We start from the raw sequence: 21,522 nt of genomic DNA on the forward strand, positions 1-21,522 counted from the left end.
GTGGCGTTTTGGCACGAATCTTGCAAATTAATATATCGGAGTTGCAGTAAGAGGAGAAAGGGTTGATGACAACTTGATGCTGGATTCAATAATTGACAAAGCAGCCCAGGAAGGCACTAATACGGTTGCAGTTGCTGCAGCAGAAGATACTGAAGTGATTGATGCTGTTATCGATGCACTAGACCGAAATCTTGCTCGATTTATTCTGTTCGGTGATAAAGAGAAAATTTCTTCACTCATCGAAATGAAAAAGTATGATTGGATGAATGATAATCATCTAAAAATTGTTGATGCTGATTCTCCAGCCATTGCAGCTGAGTTAGCTGTTAAAGCTGTTTTTAACAAAGAGGCAAATGTATTAATGAAGGGGAATATTCCAACCAATATCTTGTTAAAGGTAGTCTTAAATAAGGAATATGGCCTTAGGACAGGGAATGTTTTATCGCATGTTGCCTTTTTTGAAATTCCCGGCTTCAACCAAATTAAGATTGTCACGGATGCCGCAATGAATATTGCACCTGACTTAGATCAAAAAGCACAAATAATTAAAAATGCTGTATCACTCGCTAAGGCTGTTGGAATTGACACTCCTAAAGTAGCGCCCATTGCTGCTGTGGAGGTAGTGAATCCTGTGATGCAGGCTACCGTGGATGCTGCTGCGTTATCAATGATGAATAAACGCGGTCAAATATCCGGGTGTGTTGTGGATGGCCCACTTGGGTTAGATAATGCCGTTTCAGCACTGGCTGCTGAGCACAAAGGAATTACAAGTGAAGTAGCCGGCAGAGCAGATATTTTATTGGTTCCTACTATTGAGGTTGGAAATGTGTTATATAAATCATTAATTTACTTTGCAAAGGCGAAGGTTGGCGCGGTAATTGCGGGGGCGAAAGCTCCAATTGTGTTAACCTCTAGATCTGATACCGCTGAAAGTAAGCTCTACTCTCTTGCGGTAGCGTTATGCTGTGTGAAAAAATAGATAGTAAAAATTCGAGGAGGAATATGAACATGGAAATCTTCAAGTACTTAGAAAAATACGATTATGAGCAAGTGGTATTCTGCCAGGATAAACAATCAGGATTAAAAGCAATCATTGCTATTCATGATACAACACTTGGACCTGCTTTGGGCGGAACCCGTATGTGGACATATGCATCAGAAGAAGCAGCGATTGAAGACGCCCTTCGTTTAGCAAAAGGGATGACATATAAGAATGCAGCTGCAGGTTTAAACCTCGGCGGCGGTAAAACAGTCATCATCGGCGATCCTCGGAAAGATAAAAATGAAGCAATGTTCCGTGCATTTGGCCGTTACATTCAAGGGCTAAATGGCCGTTATATTACGGCAGAAGATGTGGGTACAACTGTTGCCGATATGGATTTAATTCACGAAGAAACAGATTATGTTACCGGAATCTCTCCGGCGTTCGGTTCATCGGGCAATCCTTCACCAGTAACGGCGTTCGGCGTTTATCGCGGAATGAAAGCAGCAGCGAAAGAAGCCTTTGGTACTGATTCACTAGAAGGAAGAGTAGTGGCTGTTCAAGGTGTTGGAAATGTTGCCTATACTCTTTGTGAATACTTGCATAAAGAAGGCGCGCAGCTGATTGTTACCGATATTAATAGGGAAGCTGTAAATCGTGCAGTAGAAGCATTTGGTGCGCTTGCGGTAGACCCAGACGAAATTTATGGTGTTGAATGTGATATCTATGCTCCATGTGCTTTAGGAGCAACAATCAATGACGAAACGATTCCACAGTTAAAAGCTAAAGTGATTGCCGGTTCGGCTAACAATCAATTAAAAGATACTCGCCACGGGGATATCATCCACGAAATGGGTATTGTTTATGCCCCGGATTATGTAATTAATGCCGGCGGTGTTATCAATGTAGCGGATGAACTTTATGGATACAACCAAGAGCGGGCAATGAAGAAGGTTGAGCAGCTCTATACAACGATTGAAAAAGTAATTGAAATTTCAAAACGTGATGGCATACCAACCTACGTTGCAGCGGATCGGATGGCTGAAGAGCGAATTGCCAGAATCCGTAATTCTAGAAGCCAATTCCTGCAAAATGGGCACCACATTTTAAGCCATCGGATTTCTAGATAATTAGAAAAGCTCCAGCGTCCGTTTAGCGGCGCTGGAGCTGGACAGTTATCGAAGTTCATATTTGTAAAATAATAACGGCAAAGCGCTGAATGGGAAATTCAGCGCGTTTGCCTTTAATTTAGATTGTTTTGTTAGATGGAGGTTACAAAGTTGCCAGATAATGAATATCGGATTCTCATCATCAACCCAGGCTCAACATCCACCAAGATTGGAGTCTTCGAGAATGAAATTTCCATTTTTGAAAAAACCATCCGCCATGACTTAGGGATGATTAATAATTTTTCCAATATTATTGATCAATATGAATTTAGAAAAAACACAATTTTGGAGACGCTGGATAAAGAAGGGATAAATGTTTCGAAATTAGCGGCTGTTTGCGGGCGCGGCGGATTGCTTCGGCCGATTGAGGGCGGTACCTATGCAGTTAATGATAAGATGTTGGAGGATTTACGTTCGGGTCTTACAGGACAGCACGCATCAAACCTTGGCGGTATCATTGCCTCGGAAATCGCCTCAGGCCTTAATATTCCAGCGTTTATTGTCGATCCAGTCGTTGTCGACGAACTTGCTCCGATTGCAAGAATCTCTGGCTTTTCCTTAATTGAAAGAAGAAGCATCTTCCATGCCTTAAACCAAAAAGCGGTGGCAAGAAGAGTGGCAAAGGAATTGGGGAAAAAATACGACAAGCTGAATCTTATTGTGACCCATATGGGTGGCGGGATAACCGTTGGTGTCCATAAACAAGGCAGAGTTGTCGATGTGAACAATGGTTTGCATGGCGACGGTCCATTTAGCCCAGAGCGTGCGGGGACGGTGCCTGCAGGGGATTTAATAGCTTTATGTTATTCGGGTGAACACTACCGGGAAGAAATTATGAAGAGGCTTGTCGGTCAAGGAGGCCTTGTTGGTTACCTTGGAACAAATGATGCGGTAGAAGTAGAGCGAAGAATTGAGGCAGGCGATCAAGAGGCACGGCTTGTTTACGAAGCGATGGCCTATCAGGTTGCAAAAGAAATTGGCGCTGCCAGTACTGTCCTTTCCGGAAAAGTAGATGTAATTATTTTAACAGGCGGACTTGCCTATGGAAAAGGCTTTGTGAAATCTATCACCGATAGGATTAATTGGATTGCCGATGTGATTGTACAGCCAGGTGAAAATGAACTCCAAGCACTTGCTGAAGGAGCACTTCGCGTTTTACGTGGTGAAGAAAACGTAAAGATCTATCCAGGAGAATATACAACAGCAAAAATTTAACGGGAATGGAGAGGAAATATAAGTGGCACAGGAATACGATTTAGTCATTCTTGGCGGTGGAACAGGCGGCTATGTAGCGGCGATCCGCGCCTCACAGCTTGGTTTAAAAACAGCCATCGTCGAAAAAGGAAAACTTGGTGGTACTTGCCTTCACAATGGCTGCATTCCAAGTAAGACATTGCTAAGAAGCGCGGAGGTTTTTGCAACAGCAAAACGGAGTGAAGACTTTGGAGTGGTAACTGGCGATGTTGCGGTTAATTTCGGAAAAGTACAAGAACGAAAAAATAAAATTATCGATCAATTACATAAAGGTGTTCAGCATTTGATGAAGCAAGGTAAGATTGATGTTTATGAAGGTCTAGGACGCATCCTAGGACCATCCATTTTCTCGCCAATGCCGGGCACAATTTCAGTTGAAATGAACAACGGCGACGACAACGAAATGTTGATTCCCAAAAATGTGATAGTCGCCACCGGATCAAGACCAAGGACACTCCCGGGGCTTGAAATTGATGGGGAATATGTATTGTCCTCTGATGAAGCCTTAAAGCTTGAAGCACTGCCAAGTTCAATTATTATTGTCGGAGGCGGCGTAATTGGGATTGAATGGGCCTCAATGCTTTCTGACTTCGGAGTTGAGGTGACGGTTATTGAATATGCTGACCGGATCCTTCCGACAGAAGACAAAGAAATTTCAAAGGAAATGCAGCGTTTGATGAAGAAAAAAGGGATTAAACTTGTTACAAGTGCCAAGGTTCTTTCGGAAACACTTGTTAAGGATAACGGGGTTGCCATTTCTGCCGAGGTTAAAGGTGGAGTGAAAGAATTTAAAGCTGAAAAACTGCTGGTTTCTGTTGGGCGCCAAGCAAACACAGAAGGAATTGGACTTGATAATACCGAAATTCAAGTAGAGAAGGGCTTTATCACTACAAATAAATTTTTCCAAACAAAGGAATCCCATATTTATGCGATAGGCGATGTGATTGGCGGCTTGCAATTGGCCCATGTTGCTTCGCATGAAGGAATCGTTGCGGTAGAGCATATCGCAGGGAAAGATCCGTCCCCATTTGATTATAATCTTGTTTCTAGATGTATTTATAGTAATCCAGAGGTGTCAAGTGTAGGGATTACTGAGGATCAAGCAAAAGAGAATGGTCATAAAGTAAAGGTTGGTAAGTTTTCTTTCCGAGCAATTGGAAAGGCCCTTGTATTTGGAGAGTCAGATGGATTTGTCAAAATTGTCGCTGATGAAGAGACCAATGATATTTTAGGGGTGCATATGATTGGTCCGCATGTAACCGATATGATTACAGAAGCTGGGCTTGCGATGGTATTAGATGCAACACCATGGGAAATTGCCCACACTATCCACCCACATCCAACCTTGTCGGAGGCAATTGGTGAAGCTGCGCTTGCAGTTGATGGGAAAGCGATTCATTCTTAAGAATTAATGGTGAACAAATGGGAGGTACGAAATTAATGGTAGAAAAGCGTCATGAAGCTTTAGGTTTAAGCGACGGAAAAGTATTGGAGATATATGAAACGATGCTTTTGGCTCGTCGTATTGATGAACGGATGTGGTTATTGAACCGTGCCGGGAAAATACCGTTTGTAATTTCATGTCAAGGGCAGGAAGCAGCCCAAGTGGGAGCGGCTTTTGCGCTTGATCGGGAAAAGGATTATGTGCTTCCTTATTATCGTGATATGGGTGTCGTGTTAACATTTGGGATGACACCAAAGGAACTAATGCTGTCAGGTTTTGCTAAAGCAGAAGATCCAAATTCGGGCGGCAGGCAAATGCCAGGACACTTTGGACAAAAGAAAAATCGGATCGTGACTGGTTCATCGCCAGTTACAACTCAGGTTCCGCACGCAGTAGGTGTTGCACTTGCAGGAAAAATGGAAAGAAAGGACCTGGTTACATTTGTAACCTTTGGGGAAGGTTCTTCTAATCAAGGTGATTTCCATGAAGGGGCTAACTTCGCCGGTGTTCATAAACTGCCTGTCATTTTCATGTGTGAAAATAATAAATATGCGATATCTGTTCCAATTGAAAAACAATTAGCTTGTGAAAAGGTTTCGGACCGTGCGATTGGGTATGGAATGCCGGGTATTACGGTTGATGGGAATGATCCATTGGAAGTATACAAAGCTGTTAAAGAGGCGGCTGACCGCGGACGCCGCGGCGAGGGTCCAACATTGGTTGAAACAGTTTCCTACCGTCTCACGCCGCATTCTTCTGATGATGACGACCGGTCCTACCGTGCTCCAGATGAAGTTGCAAAGGCAAAAACACAAGATCCAATCATTACGTTTGGCGCTTATCTAAAAGAAACTGGCGTTATGAATGATGAAATCGAAAAAGAAATCAATGACCGTGTGATGAAGCAGGTAAATGAAGCGACTGATTATGCTGAAAATGCTCCTTATGCTGCACCAGAAGAAGCAATGAAATATGTATATGCGGACACGGAAGAGTAAGGGGGACATATCATGGCGATCATTTCATATATAGATTCAATTACAATGGCCATTCGTGAGGAAATGGAAAGAGATCCAAAGGTTTTTGTACTCGGAGAAGACGTTGGCGTAAAAGGCGGCGTATTTAAAGCTACACAAGGCTTATATGAGCAATTTGGTGAAGAAAGGGTCATCGATACACCTCTCGCAGAATCAGCGATTGCCGGTGTCGGAATCGGTGCTGCGATGTACGGCATGCGACCAATTGCCGAAATGCAGTTTGCCGATTTTATTATGCCGGCCGTTAATCAGATTATCTCTGAGGCAGCTAAAATTCGCTATCGTTCGAATAACGACTGGAGCTGTCCGATGGTTATTCGTGCACCGTATGGCGGCGGCGTTCATGGCGCACTATATCATTCCCAATCGGTTGAAGCAGTGTTTGCCAATCAGCCTGGTTTGAAAATCGTGATGCCATCGACACCTTATGATGCGAAGGGCTTATTAAAAGCGGCGATTCGCGATAACGACCCAGTATTATTTTTCGAGCATAAACGGGCCTATCGTTTAATCAAGGGTGAGGTTCCGACAGACGATTACACCTTGCCAATTGGAAAAGCCGATGTAAAGCGCGAAGGAGAGGACATTACCGTTATAACGTATGGTCTTTGCGTTCATTTTGCCCTTCAAGCAGCGGAGAAATTAGCCGGTGATGGAATTTCTGCCCATATTCTTGATTTGCGCACTGTTTATCCTCTTGATAAAGAAGCTATCATCGAAGCTGCTTCCAAGACTGGGAAAGTCCTGCTTGTAACAGAGGATAACAAAGAAGGCAGCATTATCAGTGAAGTGTCAGCGATTATTGCAGAAAATTGTTTATTTGAATTAGATGCTCCTATTAAGCGTCTAGCTGGACCGGATGTACCGGCAATGCCATATGCACCAACAATGGAAAAATTCTTTATGGTAAATCCTGAAAAGGTAGAAAAAGCAATGCGCGAGCTTGCTGAGTATTGATAGGAGGTATGGATTGTGGCGATTGAACAAATTAAAATGCCTCAGTTAGGGGAAAGTGTAACCGAAGGTACCATCAGTAAGTGGCTTGTTTCGGTAGGTGATAAAGTAAATAAATACGACCCCCTTGCAGAGGTAATGACAGATAAAGTAAATGCAGAAGTTCCGTCCTCCTTTACAGGTGTGATTAAAGAGCTAATCGCTGGTGAAGGTGATACATTAGCAGTAGGTGAGATTATCTGTACAATTGAAGTCGAAGGCGGTGAGTCTCAGGAAACTGCAACAGCTGAGAAAACCCCTGCAGCAGCAACAATTGGTGCAGAATCAGGAATCCAAGTGGACCAAGGAAACAAAGCTCGTTACTCACCTGCCGTTCTGAAAATTTCTCAAGAACATGGCATTGATTTAACACAGGTGTCAGGCACCGGTGCAGGTGGACGGATTACAAGGAAAGATTTGCTGAAATTGATTGAGGCTGGAACTATTCCTGCTGCAGGTCAAAAGGTAGAGGCACCGGTAGTTCCTGCAGCAGTCCCGGCAGCCAAACAAGAAATGGCACAGCCTGTTGTTTCTAGTCCAGCACAGGCGGCACCTGCGGTGAATATCCCAGTTACTGCTGGTGACATTGAAATTCCGGTAACAGGTATCCGAAAAGCGATTGCTGCTAACATGCTGCGCAGTAAGCATGAAGCACCACATGCGTGGACTATGATTGAGGTAGATGCAACTAACTTGGTTGAATATCGAAACTCATTAAAAGACGAGTTTAAGAAAAAAGAAGGCTTTAATTTAACGTTCTTTGCTTTCTTTGTAAAGGCAGTGGCACAGGCATTAAAAGAATTCCCACAAATCAATTCGATGTGGGCAGGGGAAAAAATCATCCAGAAAAAAGACATCAATATTTCGATTGCAGTTGCAACCGATGATGCACTTTATGTCCCTGTTATTAAAAATGCCGACGAAAAAACGATTAAGGGAATTGCCCGTGAAATCTCTGAGCTTGCTGTAAAGGTTAGAACAGGGAAGCTTCGTTCGGAGGATATGCAGGGTGGAACTTTCACCGTGAACAATACAGGCTCTTTCGGCTCTGTTCAATCAATGGGTATCATAAATTACCCACAGGCAGCGATTCTGCAGGTGGAGTCCATTGTCAAGCGCCCAGTGGTTATGAATCATGGCATGATAGCTGTTCGCGACATGGTGAATCTATGTATGTCCCTTGATCACAGGGTATTAGATGGTCTCGTTAGCGGCCGGTTCTTACAACGTGTGAAGGAAATTCTCGAAAATACTTCAAAATCAACCACTTCGATTTATTAAAAAACAACCGCTGCATGTCGGGTGCAGCGGTTGTTTTGATTTTAGGCGGCCGTTTTCCATTGCCTGAATTCTGTTTGTACCATAAAATAGTATTTAGAAGAATTAATTGAATTTTACTTCAATTAGTAATTGAAAGGGGGATGGGGAGTTTGGAAAAAATAAAGAATCAGTCTTTTGCCTTAAAGACCAGGCATGAATGGGAAGAAAAAGCAGAAGTAGCTCTAAAAGGCAAAACGGTCGAATCATTACAAACTACTACATATGAAAACATTGTTTTGAAACCGCTTTATACAAGACAGGATGAGCTGTCCGTTCCAGAATTTCCAGGTGGTTCAGATTTCAGAAGAGGTATTTTCCCGCTTGGATATAGTACAAACGAATGGAAGGCTGCACAGCGAATTACTTATCAAACTACTGAAGACTTGAAAGAGAAACTCCAACAATCATGTGAAAAAGGGCAATCAGCTATTTCCTTTGAAGTGAAGCAGGTATTGTTTGAAGCAGAGGAAAGCCTAGTAAACATACTAGGAAAGTCTTATCAGCAATATCCATTTGCTATCAACACTAAGGATTTACAAACGGAATTTCTTGCCGCAATCGCTGAATTGGATAACCACGATCAAATCAGCGGTTATATTGGTTCTGACCCTCTTGCCATATTTGCAGAAGCAGGACATATTTCCGATGAATTTTTCAATAACTGGGTAAAAAACATTCAACAATCAAATGAGAACTTTCCTAACTTACGGACAATCTTAATTGATTCGGTTCCTTACCATAATGGCGGGGCGAATGCGGTACAAGAGCTAGGAATTGCCATCGCTGAAGGAGTCTATTATCTTGAAAAACTGCAGGAAAAAGGAATAGAGCTGGAGGAAATTTTAACAAAAATGATCTTCCAATTCGCGATTGGCAGTAATTATTTCATGGAGATTGCTAAACTGCGGGCAGCGCGAGTCCTCTGGAACCGAATAACCCAACTGTATGGTGCAAAAGAAGAAGTACGTGGGATGATGATTGCCGCGGAAACATCTTCTTTCACTAAAACCGTTCATGATCCCCATGTTAACCTGCTAAGAGCTGGAAATGAAGCATTTGCGGCGGTAATTGGGGGAGTCCAATATTTATATGTAAGTCCTTTCGATGAACTCACTGGTGCATCACCGTTTTCCGAAAGGATTGCAAGAAATATCCAACTGCTCTTAAAAGAAGAGGCCCATCTTAAAACAGTAATTGATCCTGCCGGCGGTTCTTGGTATGTAGAGGCATTAACGAATCAACTGGCTGAAAAAGTGTGGGAGTTCTTCCAACAAATCGATTCATCAGGCGGCATTCTTGAAGTGTTAAAATCCAGTTGGCTTCAGAAGGAAATAACTGCTGCATATGACAAAAAGAATAGTGATATCCAAACAAGAAAACAAAGCATTGTCGGAACGAATGTCTATGCTAATTTAGCTGAAATTGTACCTCGAAAACCCCTTTTAAATGAAAAACCGTATTTTGCGGATGGAGAAAAAATTGAAGCCATTACCGAAAGGAGATTGGCCGAACCATATGAAGAATTGCGGAGAAAAGCAAAGGGTATCGAAGAAAAATTAGCTGCGAAGCCTTCAGTAGGTTTGATTTGTCTTGGTGAACTAAAACAGCATAAAGCAAGACTCGATTTTATGAAGGGATTTTTTGCTCCGGGCGGGATCATAGCTGTAGAAAGCAATCCTATTTTATCAATAGAAGAGGCTAAACAATTTATATCAGACCTGCAGAGTAAGTACGTTTGCATCTGCGGCACCCATCATCAGTATGAAACGATTGGTCATGAAATCCTAGCGGCATTAAAGGCTGAATTCCCTGAGCGGGTTTTTTATTTAGCTGGACTTCCCGAAAAGGAAAACCAATCCCATTGGATAAACGAAGGCATTAAGCAGTTTATCCACCTGAAAAGCAATTGCTATGAAACTCTGTCGGCAATCTTGAATGAGCTGGAGGTGACCACCAATGAAAATACAAAAGCCTGATTTTCAAAAAATCCCATTGTTCAGCGATCAAAGCTTTGTGACAAAGGAACAGTGGCAGGAAAAAGTACAACAGGAAATTGATACGTCCATTGAAGACTTACTGTTTGAAACAAATGAACAAATCTCTCTAAAACCGATTTACACAAAAGAAGACCGCGAAGGGTTAGAGCATATTGATGATCTCCCTGGACTACCACCATTTACAAGAGGCCCCTATCCAACTATGTATGTCAATCGTCCATGGACTGTTAGACAATACGCCGGATTTTCAACGGCTGAGGAAAGTAACGCCTTTTACCGGCGCAATCTAGCAATGGGGCAAAAGGGGTTATCGGTTGCCTTTGATTTAGCGACACACCGCGGTTATGATTCTGACCACCCACGCGTGGTAGGGGATGTTGGGAAAGCAGGAGTGGCAATCGATTCCGTTCTCGACATGAAGACGCTTTTTGACGGAATTCCACTGGAGCAAATGTCCGTTTCGATGACGATGAATGGGGCGGTGCTTCCGATACTTGCTTATTTTATCGTAACAGCCGAAGAACAGGGAGTCAGTCAGGACAAGTTGTCCGGAACGATTCAAAATGATATTTTAAAAGAATATATGGTTCGAAACACGTATATTTACCCGCCGGAAATGTCGATGAAAATTATTGCGGATATTTTTGAATATACGTCAAAATATATGCCAAAGTTTAATAGTATTAGTATTTCCGGTTATCACATGCAGGAGGCAGGGGCACCGGCCGATTTAGAGTTAGCCTATACACTTGCAGATGGTTTGGAATACGTAAGGACAGGTCTTAAGGCTGGAATTGAAATCGACTCATTTGCCCCAAGACTGTCGTTTTTCTGGGCGATTGGGATGAATTACTTTATGGAAGTAGCCAAAATGCGGGCGGCCCGCTTAATCTGGGCAAAAATGATGAAATCCTTCCAGCCCAAAAATGAAAAATCGTTAGCATTACGAACCCATTCACAAACTTCTGGCTGGAGCTTGACAGAGCAGGATCCGTTTAATAATGTTACTCGAACTCTTATAGAAGCACATGCCGCGGCAATGGGTCACACCCAATCACTGCACACCAATGCCTTGGATGAGGCGATTGCCTTACCAACAGACTTCTCGGCCCGAATCGCCCGCAATACGCAGTTATTTTTGCAAGAAGAAACGGGAATGACAAAGGTCATTGATCCGTGGGCAGGCTCGTATTATCTTGAAAAATTGACCGATGAATTGGTGGAAAGAGCTTGGGCATATATTGAAGAGATTGAAAGTCTTGGGGGAATGGCAAAGGCAATTGAAACTGGTCTGCCGAAAATGAGAATTGAGGAGGCAGCCGCCCGAAGACAGGCGCAAATTGATTCCGGAAAGGAAACAATTATTGGCGTCAATCGTTACCGCCTCGAAAGAGAAGAGGCAATTGATATTTTAGATATTGATAATACGGCTGTCCGCATAAAACAAATCGAAAAATTAAATTCCTTGAAAGCCAGTCGTGATGACCATAAAGTGGAAGAAGCGCTGAGCGCTTTAACGAAAGCAGCGGAAACAGGTGAGCAAAACTTATTGGAGCTCGCAGTAATGGCAGCAAGAGTACGAGCAACTCTTGGTGAAATTTCTGATGCGCTTGAGACGGCTGCCGGCAGACATAAAGCCATCATCCGCTCGATTAGCGGTGTATATAGTACGGCGTTTAACAATGAGGAGGAAATCACGGAAGTACAAAAAATGACCGATGATTTTCTTGTAAATGAAGGCAGAAGACCAAGAATATTAGTGGCAAAAATGGGCCAGGACGGTCATGACCGCGGCGCGAAGGTCATTGCCACTGCATTTGCCGATCTCGGCTTCGATGTCGATATCGGTCCATTGTTCCAGACCGCAGAAGAATCCGCTTTACAGGCTGTTGAAAACGATGTTCATGTAATTGGCATGAGTTCGCTTGCTGCCGGGCATAAAACGTTGTTACCACAGTTAGTGGAGGAATTAAAGAGATTAGGCCGGGAAGATATTTTGGTTGTTATTGGCGGAGTTATTCCTGCCCAAGATTATCAATTTTTATATGAACACGGTGCATCGGCTATCTTTGGGCCAGGGACGATTATTCCTGTTGCAGCCCAAAAGGTCATCCAGGAGATTTATAAGCAACTTGGTTATGAGGAAGTGTCAGAGTAATGGCAGCGGATCAAAAACCGGAATGGAGTGACCCGAATAATCCTGAAAATTGTTCAAGTATCGTAAGAAAAGGGCAGGAGCATGAGGGCCAAGCTGCTTCGATTCAAAAAAATATCCGTTTTCAAAAACACAGGAACTCGGAACCATCCGTTGATGAGATTTATGAAGGTGTATTAAAAGGTGATCGGAGTCTGCTAGCAAGGGCTCTCACCCTAGTCGAAAGCAATGCCGAACAGCATTTCCAAAAAGCGCAGCAGCTCTTGCAAAAACTTCTGCCTAAAGGCGGCAAATCCATTCGCATTGGCATCACCGGTGTCCCCGGAGCGGGCAAAAGCACCTTTATTGAAGCCTTTGGGTGTTATTTATGTAGCCTCGGTCACCGGGTTGCCGTTTTGGCCATTGATCCAAGCTCGAGTATAAGCGGGGGCAGTATTCTTGGGGACAAAACACGGATGGAGCAATTGGCGAGAAACCCAAGAGCCTTCATCCGCCCCTCACCAACTGGGGGAAAGCTTGGCGGTGTCCACCGAAAAACAAGGGAATCGCTGTTGATTTGTGAAGCGGCGGGCTTTGATGTGATTTTAATCGAAACAGTTGGAGTTGGCCAAAGTGAAGTCATTATTCGGGATATGGTCGACTTTTTCATGCTCCTTGTGCTGACGGGAGCAGGTGATGAATTGCAAGGGATGAAAAAGGGAATCATGGAACTTGCTGATGCGGTTCTTGTTCATAAAGCAGATGGAACTAATAAGCAGAAAGCGGAGCAGACAAGAAAAGAGTATAACCGCATCCTTCACTTTTTACAGCCCGCAACAAAGGGCTGGGCGACAAAAGCATATACATGTTCCTCGATGACCGAGGAGGGAATCAGTGAAATCTGGAAGGTCATACAATCCTTTGAACTAACAGGCAAAGCATCAGGAGTGTTTGAGGAAAGAAGGAAAAGCCAGGCAAGAGAATGGCTTTATTCCATGATTACCGATCAGCTCGAATTTCATTTTTACCAGCACCTTGGGGTAAGAAATCAGCTGCCTAAGTTGGAAAATGAAGTGATTGCAGGAGAAAAGACGGTCGCTGCTGCTGTTGAAGCTTTATTTAGTACCTTTTTAACTAATAAAGAATAATCATTTCATTTGGAAAAAACACACTTTAACTGATATGATGTAGTTATCTAGAAACACTAAGGAGTGATTTTTTATGAGCATGGACTTTAACTTTTTTATGAACGATGTGGTTAAACAGGCACGTCAAGAAATCGTGTCTGCTGGGTATAAAGAACTGAAAACACCTTCGGATGTTGAAGAAGCGCTTGAGCAAAAGGGCACAACCCTAGTAATGATTAATTCCGTTTGTGGTTGTGCTGGCGGTGTTGCCCGTCCTGCAGCTGCTCACGCTGTTCATTATGATAAACGTCCAGATCATCTTGTTACCGTTTTTGCCGGTCAGGATAAGGAAGCAACCGAAACGGCAAGAAACTTTTTCACCGGTTATCCGCCATCCTCGCCATCTTTTGCGTTATTAAAAGATGGAAAGATTCTCTCAATGGTTGAAAGACATCAAATTGAAGGCTACGATGCTGCGACAGTTGTATCAAGACTGCAAAAGGAATTTGATGAATACTGCGAAGAATATTAAGCTGAAATTGTAAGGACTAATCTCTTATCAGGAGGTTAGTCCTTTTTCTATGGGAAAAATTACTGTGAAAAAATATGGACGAATTTTTAAAAACATATTTGCATAATTATTAGTTTGTGTTAAAATTCATTACATTGAATAATTATTAATCAAATAATCTATCTATCTTGAAAATGAGATGAATATTCTAAGTTTGAATTTTCAGATAAGTTGTAGGAGGAAAACAAATGAAAAAGGGCGTTATTTTATTATTAACAATGATGCTGATGGCAGGATTGCTTGCAGCCTGCGGGACGAGCGATAAGTCAAATAAGAAAAGCGGAGATAAAAAGGTATTAGTAATGGCAACCTCTGCAGATTACCCGCCATTTGAATATGTTGAAACAGGAAAAAGTGATGAAATCATTGGCTTTGATGCGGATCTAGCTAAAGCAATTGCGAAAAACCTTGGATACGAAGTCAAGATTAAGGATATGGATTTCAGTGGTTTAGTTCAATCCTTAAAATCAGGACAAGCCGATTTAGTCCTAGCGGGGATGACGCCAACGGAAAAAAGGAAAAAGAACGTTGATTTCAGCGATATTTATTATACAGCCCATCACTTAATCGTTTCTAAAAAAGACAGCGGTATTAAATCGATTGCGGATTTAAAAGGAAAAACGGTTGGTGTTCAGCTTGGCTCGATTCAAGAAGGGAAAGCACAGGAAATCAATAAAGAAGTGCCGATTAAAATTGAAAACCGTAATCGTATTCCAGATCTAATTCAAGAAATCAAATCAGGCCGTTTTGATGCTGCAATTATTGAAGACACGGTAGCAAAAGGGTATTTGGAGAAAGAAAAAGATTTTGCAGGCTTCACCCTTAGTGATGACCCTAAAGAGGCAGGTTCTGCAATTGCCTTTCCGAAAGACAGTGAGTTAACAGCGAAATTTAACAAAGAGTTAAAGAAAATGAAAGATAACGGCGAGCTGCAAAAATTGGTTGTGAAGTGGTTCGGCGGGGAACAATAGTCTAGATTCGCATGAGACGTTCGATTCTGAGCGTCTCTAAACATTTTTATTAAAGAGAGGACGGAAGATGAATGAACTTAGATTTTACTCAATTCATTCCCTCCATGCCATATATTTTAAAAGGTATTTTAGTTACCCTTCAGATTGTGCTATTAGCTGGGGTATTAGGGTTTGCACTTGGAATCATTTTATCATTATTTAAAATTAGCTCGGTAAGAATTCTTAACTGGGTTGCGGATGTGTATACCTCCATTTTCCGCGGCACACCGTTAGTATTGCAATTGATGTTGATTTATTATGGTTCACCGCAGCTAATCGGCTATCAAATTGAGCCATATACTGCGGCCATTTTGTCATTTGCACTAAATTCAGGTGCCTATATTTCAGAAATTATCCGGGCAGGAATTCTCGCTGTTGATAAAGGCCAGCAAGAAGCAGCGATGGCATTAGGTGTGCCGTATAGAAAAATGATGTGGGATATCATTCTGCCGCAAGCACTTAAAAATATCCTTCCAGCGTTAATGAACGAATTTATTACCCTAACCAAGGAATCGGCGATTGTCACCACAATCGGGGTTATGGATATTATGCGTCGTTCCTATCAAGTGGGGGCGGAAAACTACTCATTTTTTGAGCCATTATTAATAGCGGGCCTAATTTATTACTTAATGGTGATTACCTTGACTTTCTTAGGAAAAGCGCTTGAAGGGAGAATGAGACGCAGTGATTAAGATCGAAAACTTGTATAAGAACTATGGAAAACTAGAAGTGCTAAAAGGCATTTCCACCTCGATTAATAAAGGGGAAGTCGTAGCAATCATTGGCCCTTCAGGATCTGGTAAATCTACTTTCCTCCGTTGTTTGAATCTACTTGAAGAACCAACTGACGGAAAGATTTGGGTAGGAAATGAAGATGTTACCGATAAAAAAACAAACATTATGAAGGTGCGGCAAAATGTCGGTATGGTTTTTCAACACTTTCATTTGTTTCCGCATAAAACCGTTTTGCAAAATCTTACTTATGCACCAATGAAGGTAAAAGGATTATCAAAGGACCAAGCGGAGAAAGTAGCCTATGGTCTGTTGGAACAAGTAGGCTTATCGGAAAAAGCCAATGAATATCCTACAAAATTATCTGGCGGGCAAAAACAGCGGGTGGCGATTGCCCGCGCGTTGGCGATGGAGCCGGAGGTTATGCTGTTTGATGAACCAACATCTGCTCTTGATCCGGAAATGGTCAAAGAGGTTCTTGAGGTAATGAAATCACTTGCTAATACAGGCATGACGATGGCAATCGTGACCCATGAAATGGGCTTTGCAAGAGAAGTCGCTGACCGGGTTTTGTTCCTTGATGGCGGCGTCCTTGTGGAAGATGCCCCGCCTAAAGAATTCTTCGCCAATCCAAAAAGCAAAAGGGCGCAGGATTTCTTGCAAAAAATGCTTTAATAAGGATATGCTAGAGATGGTCTTAAGGGATCATCTTTTTTACTTTTTGGAGAGATGAAATATGAAATATCGCATCGGATATCGAACCATTAAAACGGCTGCAGGCACGGCTATTTCAATCTTAATCGCGCAGCAGCTCGGGTTTCACAACTTTGCTTCGGCAGGTATTTTAACGATTTTATGTATTCAGGTGACGAAAAGGAGATCGCTTCGAACGGCATGGGATCGATTTTTAGCCTGTGTTTTAGCCATGCCTATTTCTGCCGTGTTTTTTGAGGGGATTGCCTACCATCCGCTTGTTATCGGGGTTATGCTTCTATTCTTTATTCCAATTCTTGTTATGCTGAAGGCAAAAGATGGTGTTGTCACAAGCAGCGTTATTATTTTGCATATCTATATGGCTCACAATATATCAATGACAAATTTTTTGAATGAGCTTGGGGTAATCACAGTGGGTATAGGTGTTGCTCTACTAATTAATCTTTATATGCCGAGCGTTGAAAAAATATTGAGAGACTATCAACGTAAAATCGAGGAAAGTTTTAAGCTTATTTTCTGTGAAATGGTGCGTTACTTAAGAACAGGAGATAGCGATTGGGAGGGCAAGGAAATTACCAAAAGTGCCCGTTTGCTTGATGAGGCCAAAATGCTGGCGTTGAGGGATATGGAAAATCACTTTTTAAGGGAAGAAAATATTTATTTTCACTATTTTAAAATGAGAGAAAAACAATTTGAAATCATCGAGCGGGTGTTACCAATTGTTACATCCATTACTAGCAAAGTAAAACAAGCGAAAATGATTGCTGATTTTCTTGAGGAACTATCTGAAAATATTCACCCTGGGAATACGGCGCATCTATATATTGATAAATTAAACACGATGAAAAAGGAATTTGAAGAAATGGAGCTGCCGAAAACAAGAGAGGAATTTGAAACCAGGGCAGCACTCTTGCAATTAATCAACGAAATGAACGACTATTTGATCATTAAAAGTTCCTTTCAAGCGAAAAAAGAGAAAGTGAATGAAAGAAAGAAATTTGAAGCAAACTAGGGGAAAAAAGGTAGGTGGATGGTTTGTTAAAAATCTTATCGCCAATCCTGATGACTTTTTTCCTTTCACCATTATGGCCGCTGGGACCGAACCCTGTTCCTGGTGACCCGTTCGTTATTGTCAATAAAAGTAGAAATGAACTGGCTTTTATTAATGAAAACAAAGTCCAAACGGTTGTAAGCGTCGGTACGGGTATGACGCAGGAGTTAACACCAGAAGGTCTTTTTACGATAACGGTAAAAGCAAAAAATCCTTATTTTCGAAGAGGAAATATTCCGGGCGGGGATTCTGCGAACCCACTTGGGTCTAGGTGGATTGGCTTTGATGCAAAAGGAACGGATGGACGCATCTACGGTATTCATGGAACGAATCAGCCTGCTTCAATTGGAAAGTATGTCTCCCAAGGATGTATTCGCTCGCAGAATGAAGTTGTTTCTTCACTATTTCCGTTAATCCCATTAGGAACAAAAATATTAGTCATCACTTCAAAAAAATCATTTCAAAAGCTGGCTCAGGAAAATGGGGCTATTAAATAAGCAAAAGGGACTGTTCATTTGAACAGTCCCTTCTTAATATGTTTATTATAGTAATGAACCGATTCCAATTAAGAGAGTTGAGGCAAGCATGGCGAATAGCATTAAATAAACAATGATTTTCCTTGTCTTCTTTTTTTGCAATGTAGGTACCTCCCTTTACTTCAATAGCTATATTCCTATTGTACAGGGAAAAGTTAAAATGGACAACGGAACTAGTTAGCAATTTTGGGAAGGATTTATGAACTTTTTACCGAATACAATAATTGTCGAAACTATTTTAAAATTGGAACAGAGGGGTATGCATGATTAAAAAAGTCGACCATATTGGAATTGCCGTGAAATCTCTTGAACATACACTTCCATTTTATACGAATGTGTTGAAGCTTACATTGTTAGCTATCGAAGAGGTTGACAGTCAAAAGGTTAAAGTAGCGTTTTTGCAAGCAGGTCAAACAAAACTGGAGCTTCTCGAGCCGACATCGGAGGAAAGTCCGATTGCTAAATTTATCGAAAAACGCGGGGAAGGCATTCACCATGTTGCCCTTGGCGTTGAATCAATTGAAGAAAGAATCATTGAAATGAATGAAAAAGGCATTCGCATGATTGATGAACAGCCAAGGCTTGGAGCAGGGGGGGCTCATATTGCCTTTATGCATCCAAAATCATCATCCGGTGTTTTATACGAGCTTTGTGAGAAGAAAGGGATGAAGGGGCAATGATTGATATTTATGAAAAAATAAATGATTTGTATGATAAGCGCCGAGAGGTTGAGCTTGGCGGCGGCGATGAGCGGATTGAGAAGCAGCATGAAAAGGGGAAATTAACAGCGAGAGAAAGAATTGAATTGTTAGTTGACAAAGGCACGTTTGTCGAATTAAATCCGTTCATTGAGCACCGGACAAATGATTTTGGTCTCGATGAGCTAAAGGGGCCTGGAGACGGAGTCGTGACTGGATTTGGTAAAGTAAATGGCCGTCCTATTTATCTGTTTTCACAGGACTTTACGGTGTTCGGCGGGGCATTAGGGGAAATGCATGCGAAAAAAATTGCCAATGTTATGGACCTTGCCGCGAAAAACGGCACCCCCTTTGTTGGTCTTAATGATTCCGGCGGAGCACGGATTCAAGAAGGTGTGGTTTCTCTTGATGGGTATGGGCATATTTTTTATCGGAATGCGATTTATTCCGGTGTGATCCCGCAAATATCCGTCATCATGGGTCCATGTGCAGGCGGCGCTGTTTACTCGCCGGCAATTACTGATTTTGTGTTTATGGTCGAAAAAACAAGCCAAATGTTTATCACTGGCCCGAAAGTGATTGAAACGGTAACAGGCGAGAAAATTTCTGCTGAGGACCTTGGCGGGGCAAATGTCCATAACTCCATCAGCGGCAACGCCCATTTTCAAGCGGAGTCAGAGGCTGAGGTTTTACAAAATGTCCGGAGGCTGCTCGGGTTTCTGCCGCAAAATAATGAAGAAAAACCGCCAAGACAAGAGGTGGAGAATGAAAACGACTATCGCCCGGATTTAACCGACGTAATTCCATTTGATGCTGTTCGCCCTTATGATGTCCGTAAAGTGATTGAACAGGTAACAGACGCAGACTCGTTTATGGAAATTCACAAGGATTTTGCGAGGAATATTGTCGTTGGATTTGCAAGAATGAAAGGTGAAACAGTTGGACTTGTCTGCAACCAGCCGAAAGTAATGGCTGGCGGATTGGATATTGATTCATCGGATAAGGCAGCTCGGTTTATCCGCACCTGTGATTCTTTTAATATCCCAATCATCACGTTTGAAGATGTAACAGGCTTCTTCCCAGGCGTTAAACAGGAGCATGGGGGAATTATCCGTCACGGTGCGAAGATTTTATTTGCCTATTCTGAAGCTACTGTTCCGAAGCTTACCGTCATTTTAAGAAAGGCCTATGGCGGTGCCTATGTAGCATTAAATAGTAAGTCGATTGGCGCCGACTTGGTGTTTGCTTGGCCAAATGCAGAAATCGCCGTTATGGGGCCACAGGGAGCTGCTAATATTATTTTTGCCAAAGAGATTCATAATAGCGATAATCCAGAGCTGACCAGACAGCAAAAAATTGATGAATACCGGGAAAAGTTTGCGAATCCATATGTGGCGGCAAGCAGAGGCATGGTCGATGATGTCATCGATCCCCGGGAAACAAGAATCAAAATTATCCAAGCGCTGGAAATGCTCCGCAATAAAAAAGAGTCCAGACCCTATAAAAAACATGGAAATATCCCGCTTTAAGTAACTTACTGTTTCTTTCATTTGATGATATCAACGGGAAAGAGGTATACTGGAATAGTGAGTACATAACATGGAGGGGTCAATAAAATGGTGAATCAAGAACGTCTGTTGAATGAATTTTTAGAGCTTGTACAGATTGACTCAGAAACAAAATACGAGGCTGAGATTGCGAAGGTATTAAAGCAAAAATTTACTGATTTAGGTCTCGATGTTTTTGAAGACGATACAATGGCTGTGACTGGTCATGGCGCAGGAAACTTAGTTTGCACGCTTGCGGCAACGAAAGATGGCGTTGATCCGATTTATTTTAACTGCCATATGGATACTGTTACACCTGCTAAAGGAGTTAAGCCGTCGATTAAAGATGGCTATGTTGTTACGGACGGAACGACTATCTTAGGTGCTGATGATAAAACTGGTATTTCTGTTATGCTAGAAACCATCCGTCTACTAAAAGAAAACAATCTTCCGCATGGCTTGATTCAATTTGTGATTTCAGTCGGCGAGGAATCCGGTCTGCTTGGTGCTAAAGCGATAGATCCTTCATTGTTGAAAGCGAAGTATGGTTATGCGCTTGATAGCGATGGCTTAGTTGGGAACGTAGTTGTCGCTGCCCCAACGCAAGCAAAAGTAAAGGCCGTTATTTACGGAAAAACCGCGCATGCTGGTGTGGCACCAGAAAAAGGCGTGTCTGCGATCACGATTGCAGCTAAATCGATTGCGAGGATGCCGCTTGGAAGAATCGATCATGAAACAACGGCAAATATTGGCCGTTTCGAAGGCGGGCAAGCAACCAATATCGTATGTGACCGTGTTGATATTTTAGCAGAAGCTCGTTCGCTGATTCCTGAAAAAATGGAAGCACAGGTTGGTAAAATGAAAGAAGCATTTGAAACGGTTGCTGCAGAAATGGGCGGCCATGCCGAAGTTGAAATTATGTATCCTGGCTTTAAATTCGGCGAAGGCGACCAAGTCGTTGAAATTGCCCGCAAAGCAGCAGGCAAAATCGGCCGCAGCTGTGAACTGCAGCATAGCGGCGGCGGCAGTGACGCTAACGTATATAATGGCTTCAACATCCCAACTGTGAACCTCGCTGTTGGTTATGAAGAAATCCACACCACAAACGAACGGATGCCGCTTGAAGAATTATATAAACTTGCAGAAATGACACTCGCGATTATCGACGAAGTGACAAATCAATAATTGCTATTATTTTACGAAGGA

General features: G+C 42.4%; 20 protein-coding genes. 19 read left to right on the forward strand and 1 reads right to left on the reverse strand.

Annotated elements, in window-relative coordinates; translation table 11 throughout:
* The first annotated feature begins 73 nt into the window (after positions 1–73).
* From yqiS to AA980_RS14365, 16 genes are all read left to right on the forward strand, one after another.
* Positions 74–979 carry a phosphate butyryltransferase gene (gene yqiS, locus AA980_RS14290; protein WP_024030462.1) on the forward strand — a complete coding sequence of 302 codons (906 nt, stop codon included), beginning with the start codon at positions 74–76 and terminating at the stop codon, positions 977–979.
* A 23-nt stretch (positions 980–1,002) separates the two neighbouring features.
* Positions 1,003–2,112 carry a branched-chain amino acid dehydrogenase gene (gene bcd, locus AA980_RS14295; protein ID WP_193392267.1) on the forward strand — a complete coding sequence of 370 codons (1,110 nt, stop codon included), beginning with the start codon at positions 1,003–1,005 and terminating at the stop codon, positions 2,110–2,112.
* 135 nt (positions 2,113–2,247) lie between these two features.
* Positions 2,248–3,366, forward strand: coding sequence for a butyrate kinase (gene buk, locus AA980_RS14300; protein WP_407937463.1), 1,119 nt, complete (start codon positions 2,248–2,250; stop codon positions 3,364–3,366).
* 22 nt (positions 3,367–3,388) lie between these two features.
* On the forward strand, positions 3,389–4,810 hold the full coding sequence (gene lpdA, locus AA980_RS14305; protein WP_024030459.1) for a dihydrolipoyl dehydrogenase: 1,422 nt from the start codon (positions 3,389–3,391) through the stop codon (positions 4,808–4,810).
* Between the two features lie 35 nt (positions 4,811–4,845).
* Positions 4,846–5,847 carry a thiamine pyrophosphate-dependent dehydrogenase E1 component subunit alpha gene (locus tag AA980_RS14310; protein WP_024030458.1) on the forward strand — a complete coding sequence of 334 codons (1,002 nt, stop codon included), beginning with the start codon at positions 4,846–4,848 and terminating at the stop codon, positions 5,845–5,847.
* A 12-nt stretch (positions 5,848–5,859) separates the two neighbouring features.
* On the forward strand, positions 5,860–6,843 hold the full coding sequence (locus tag AA980_RS14315; protein ID WP_024030457.1) for an alpha-ketoacid dehydrogenase subunit beta: 984 nt from the start codon (positions 5,860–5,862) through the stop codon (positions 6,841–6,843).
* 15 nt (positions 6,844–6,858) lie between these two features.
* Positions 6,859–8,160: a dihydrolipoamide acetyltransferase family protein gene (locus tag AA980_RS14320; protein WP_024030456.1), complete on the forward strand. Its 1,302-nt coding sequence runs from the start codon at positions 6,859–6,861 to the stop codon at positions 8,158–8,160.
* A gap of 140 nt (positions 8,161–8,300) precedes the next feature.
* Positions 8,301–10,175 carry a methylmalonyl-CoA mutase subunit beta gene (locus tag AA980_RS14325; protein ID WP_034724869.1) on the forward strand — a complete coding sequence of 625 codons (1,875 nt, stop codon included), beginning with the start codon at positions 8,301–8,303 and terminating at the stop codon, positions 10,173–10,175.
* Complete coding sequence (gene scpA / locus AA980_RS14330) at positions 10,156–12,354, forward strand: methylmalonyl-CoA mutase (RefSeq protein WP_024030454.1); 2,199 nt, start codon at positions 10,156–10,158, stop codon at positions 12,352–12,354. The genes AA980_RS14325 and scpA overlap by 20 nt, the downstream gene beginning before the upstream one ends.
* On the forward strand, positions 12,354–13,478 hold the full coding sequence (meaB, locus tag AA980_RS14335) for a methylmalonyl Co-A mutase-associated GTPase MeaB (RefSeq protein WP_024030453.1): 1,125 nt from the start codon (positions 12,354–12,356) through the stop codon (positions 13,476–13,478). The genes scpA and meaB overlap by 1 nt, the downstream gene beginning before the upstream one ends.
* Positions 13,479–13,551: 73 nt before the next feature.
* Positions 13,552–13,989 (forward strand): BrxA/BrxB family bacilliredoxin, encoded by a 438-nt coding sequence (locus AA980_RS14340; RefSeq protein ID WP_024030452.1) that lies wholly within the window; start codon positions 13,552–13,554, stop codon positions 13,987–13,989.
* 227 nt (positions 13,990–14,216) lie between these two features.
* A complete protein-coding gene (locus AA980_RS14345) occupies positions 14,217–14,999 on the forward strand; it encodes a transporter substrate-binding domain-containing protein (protein WP_024030451.1) in 783 nt (260 codons plus the stop codon).
* A 71-nt stretch (positions 15,000–15,070) separates the two neighbouring features.
* A complete protein-coding gene (locus tag AA980_RS14350; RefSeq protein WP_024030450.1) occupies positions 15,071–15,730 on the forward strand; it encodes an amino acid ABC transporter permease in 660 nt (219 codons plus the stop codon).
* The gene (locus AA980_RS14355) at positions 15,723–16,445 is read left to right on the forward strand and encodes an amino acid ABC transporter ATP-binding protein (RefSeq protein WP_024030449.1); all 723 of its coding nucleotides are present in this window, start codon (positions 15,723–15,725) and stop codon (positions 16,443–16,445) included. The genes AA980_RS14350 and AA980_RS14355 overlap by 8 nt, the downstream gene beginning before the upstream one ends.
* 61 nt (positions 16,446–16,506) lie before the next feature.
* Positions 16,507–17,496, forward strand: a complete 990-nt coding sequence (locus tag AA980_RS14360) for an aromatic acid exporter family protein (protein ID WP_024030448.1) — start codon at positions 16,507–16,509, stop codon at positions 17,494–17,496.
* A 23-nt stretch (positions 17,497–17,519) separates the two neighbouring features.
* Positions 17,520–18,032, forward strand: coding sequence for a L,D-transpeptidase (locus AA980_RS14365; RefSeq protein WP_193392266.1), 513 nt, complete (start codon positions 17,520–17,522; stop codon positions 18,030–18,032).
* Between the two features lie 45 nt (positions 18,033–18,077).
* On the opposite strand, the gene prli42 is transcribed toward AA980_RS14365, so the two are convergent.
* Complete coding sequence (gene prli42, locus AA980_RS26965; RefSeq protein WP_152681152.1) at positions 18,078–18,173, reverse strand: stressosome-associated protein Prli42; 96 nt, start codon at positions 18,171–18,173, stop codon at positions 18,078–18,080.
* Positions 18,174–18,334: 161 nt separating this feature from the next.
* Here prli42 and mce point away from each other — a divergent pair, with 161 nt between their 5' ends.
* The 3 genes from mce (at position 18,335) to AA980_RS14380 (ending at position 21,501) form a co-directional block, all read left to right on the forward strand.
* Positions 18,335–18,751, forward strand: a complete 417-nt coding sequence (mce, locus tag AA980_RS14370; protein ID WP_024030446.1) for a methylmalonyl-CoA epimerase — start codon at positions 18,335–18,337, stop codon at positions 18,749–18,751.
* Positions 18,748–20,298 (forward strand): acyl-CoA carboxylase subunit beta, encoded by a 1,551-nt coding sequence (locus AA980_RS14375; RefSeq protein ID WP_024030445.1) that lies wholly within the window; start codon positions 18,748–18,750, stop codon positions 20,296–20,298. The genes mce and AA980_RS14375 overlap by 4 nt, the downstream gene beginning before the upstream one ends.
* Before the next feature lie 87 nt (positions 20,299–20,385).
* Positions 20,386–21,501 carry a tripeptidase T gene (locus tag AA980_RS14380; RefSeq protein ID WP_047771695.1) on the forward strand — a complete coding sequence of 372 codons (1,116 nt, stop codon included), beginning with the start codon at positions 20,386–20,388 and terminating at the stop codon, positions 21,499–21,501.
* Positions 21,502–21,522 lie beyond the last annotated feature (21 nt).

It is taken from the genome of Neobacillus vireti, from assembly GCF_001026695.1.
Lineage (GTDB): Bacteria > Bacillota > Bacilli > Bacillales > Cytobacillaceae > Neobacillus > Neobacillus vireti.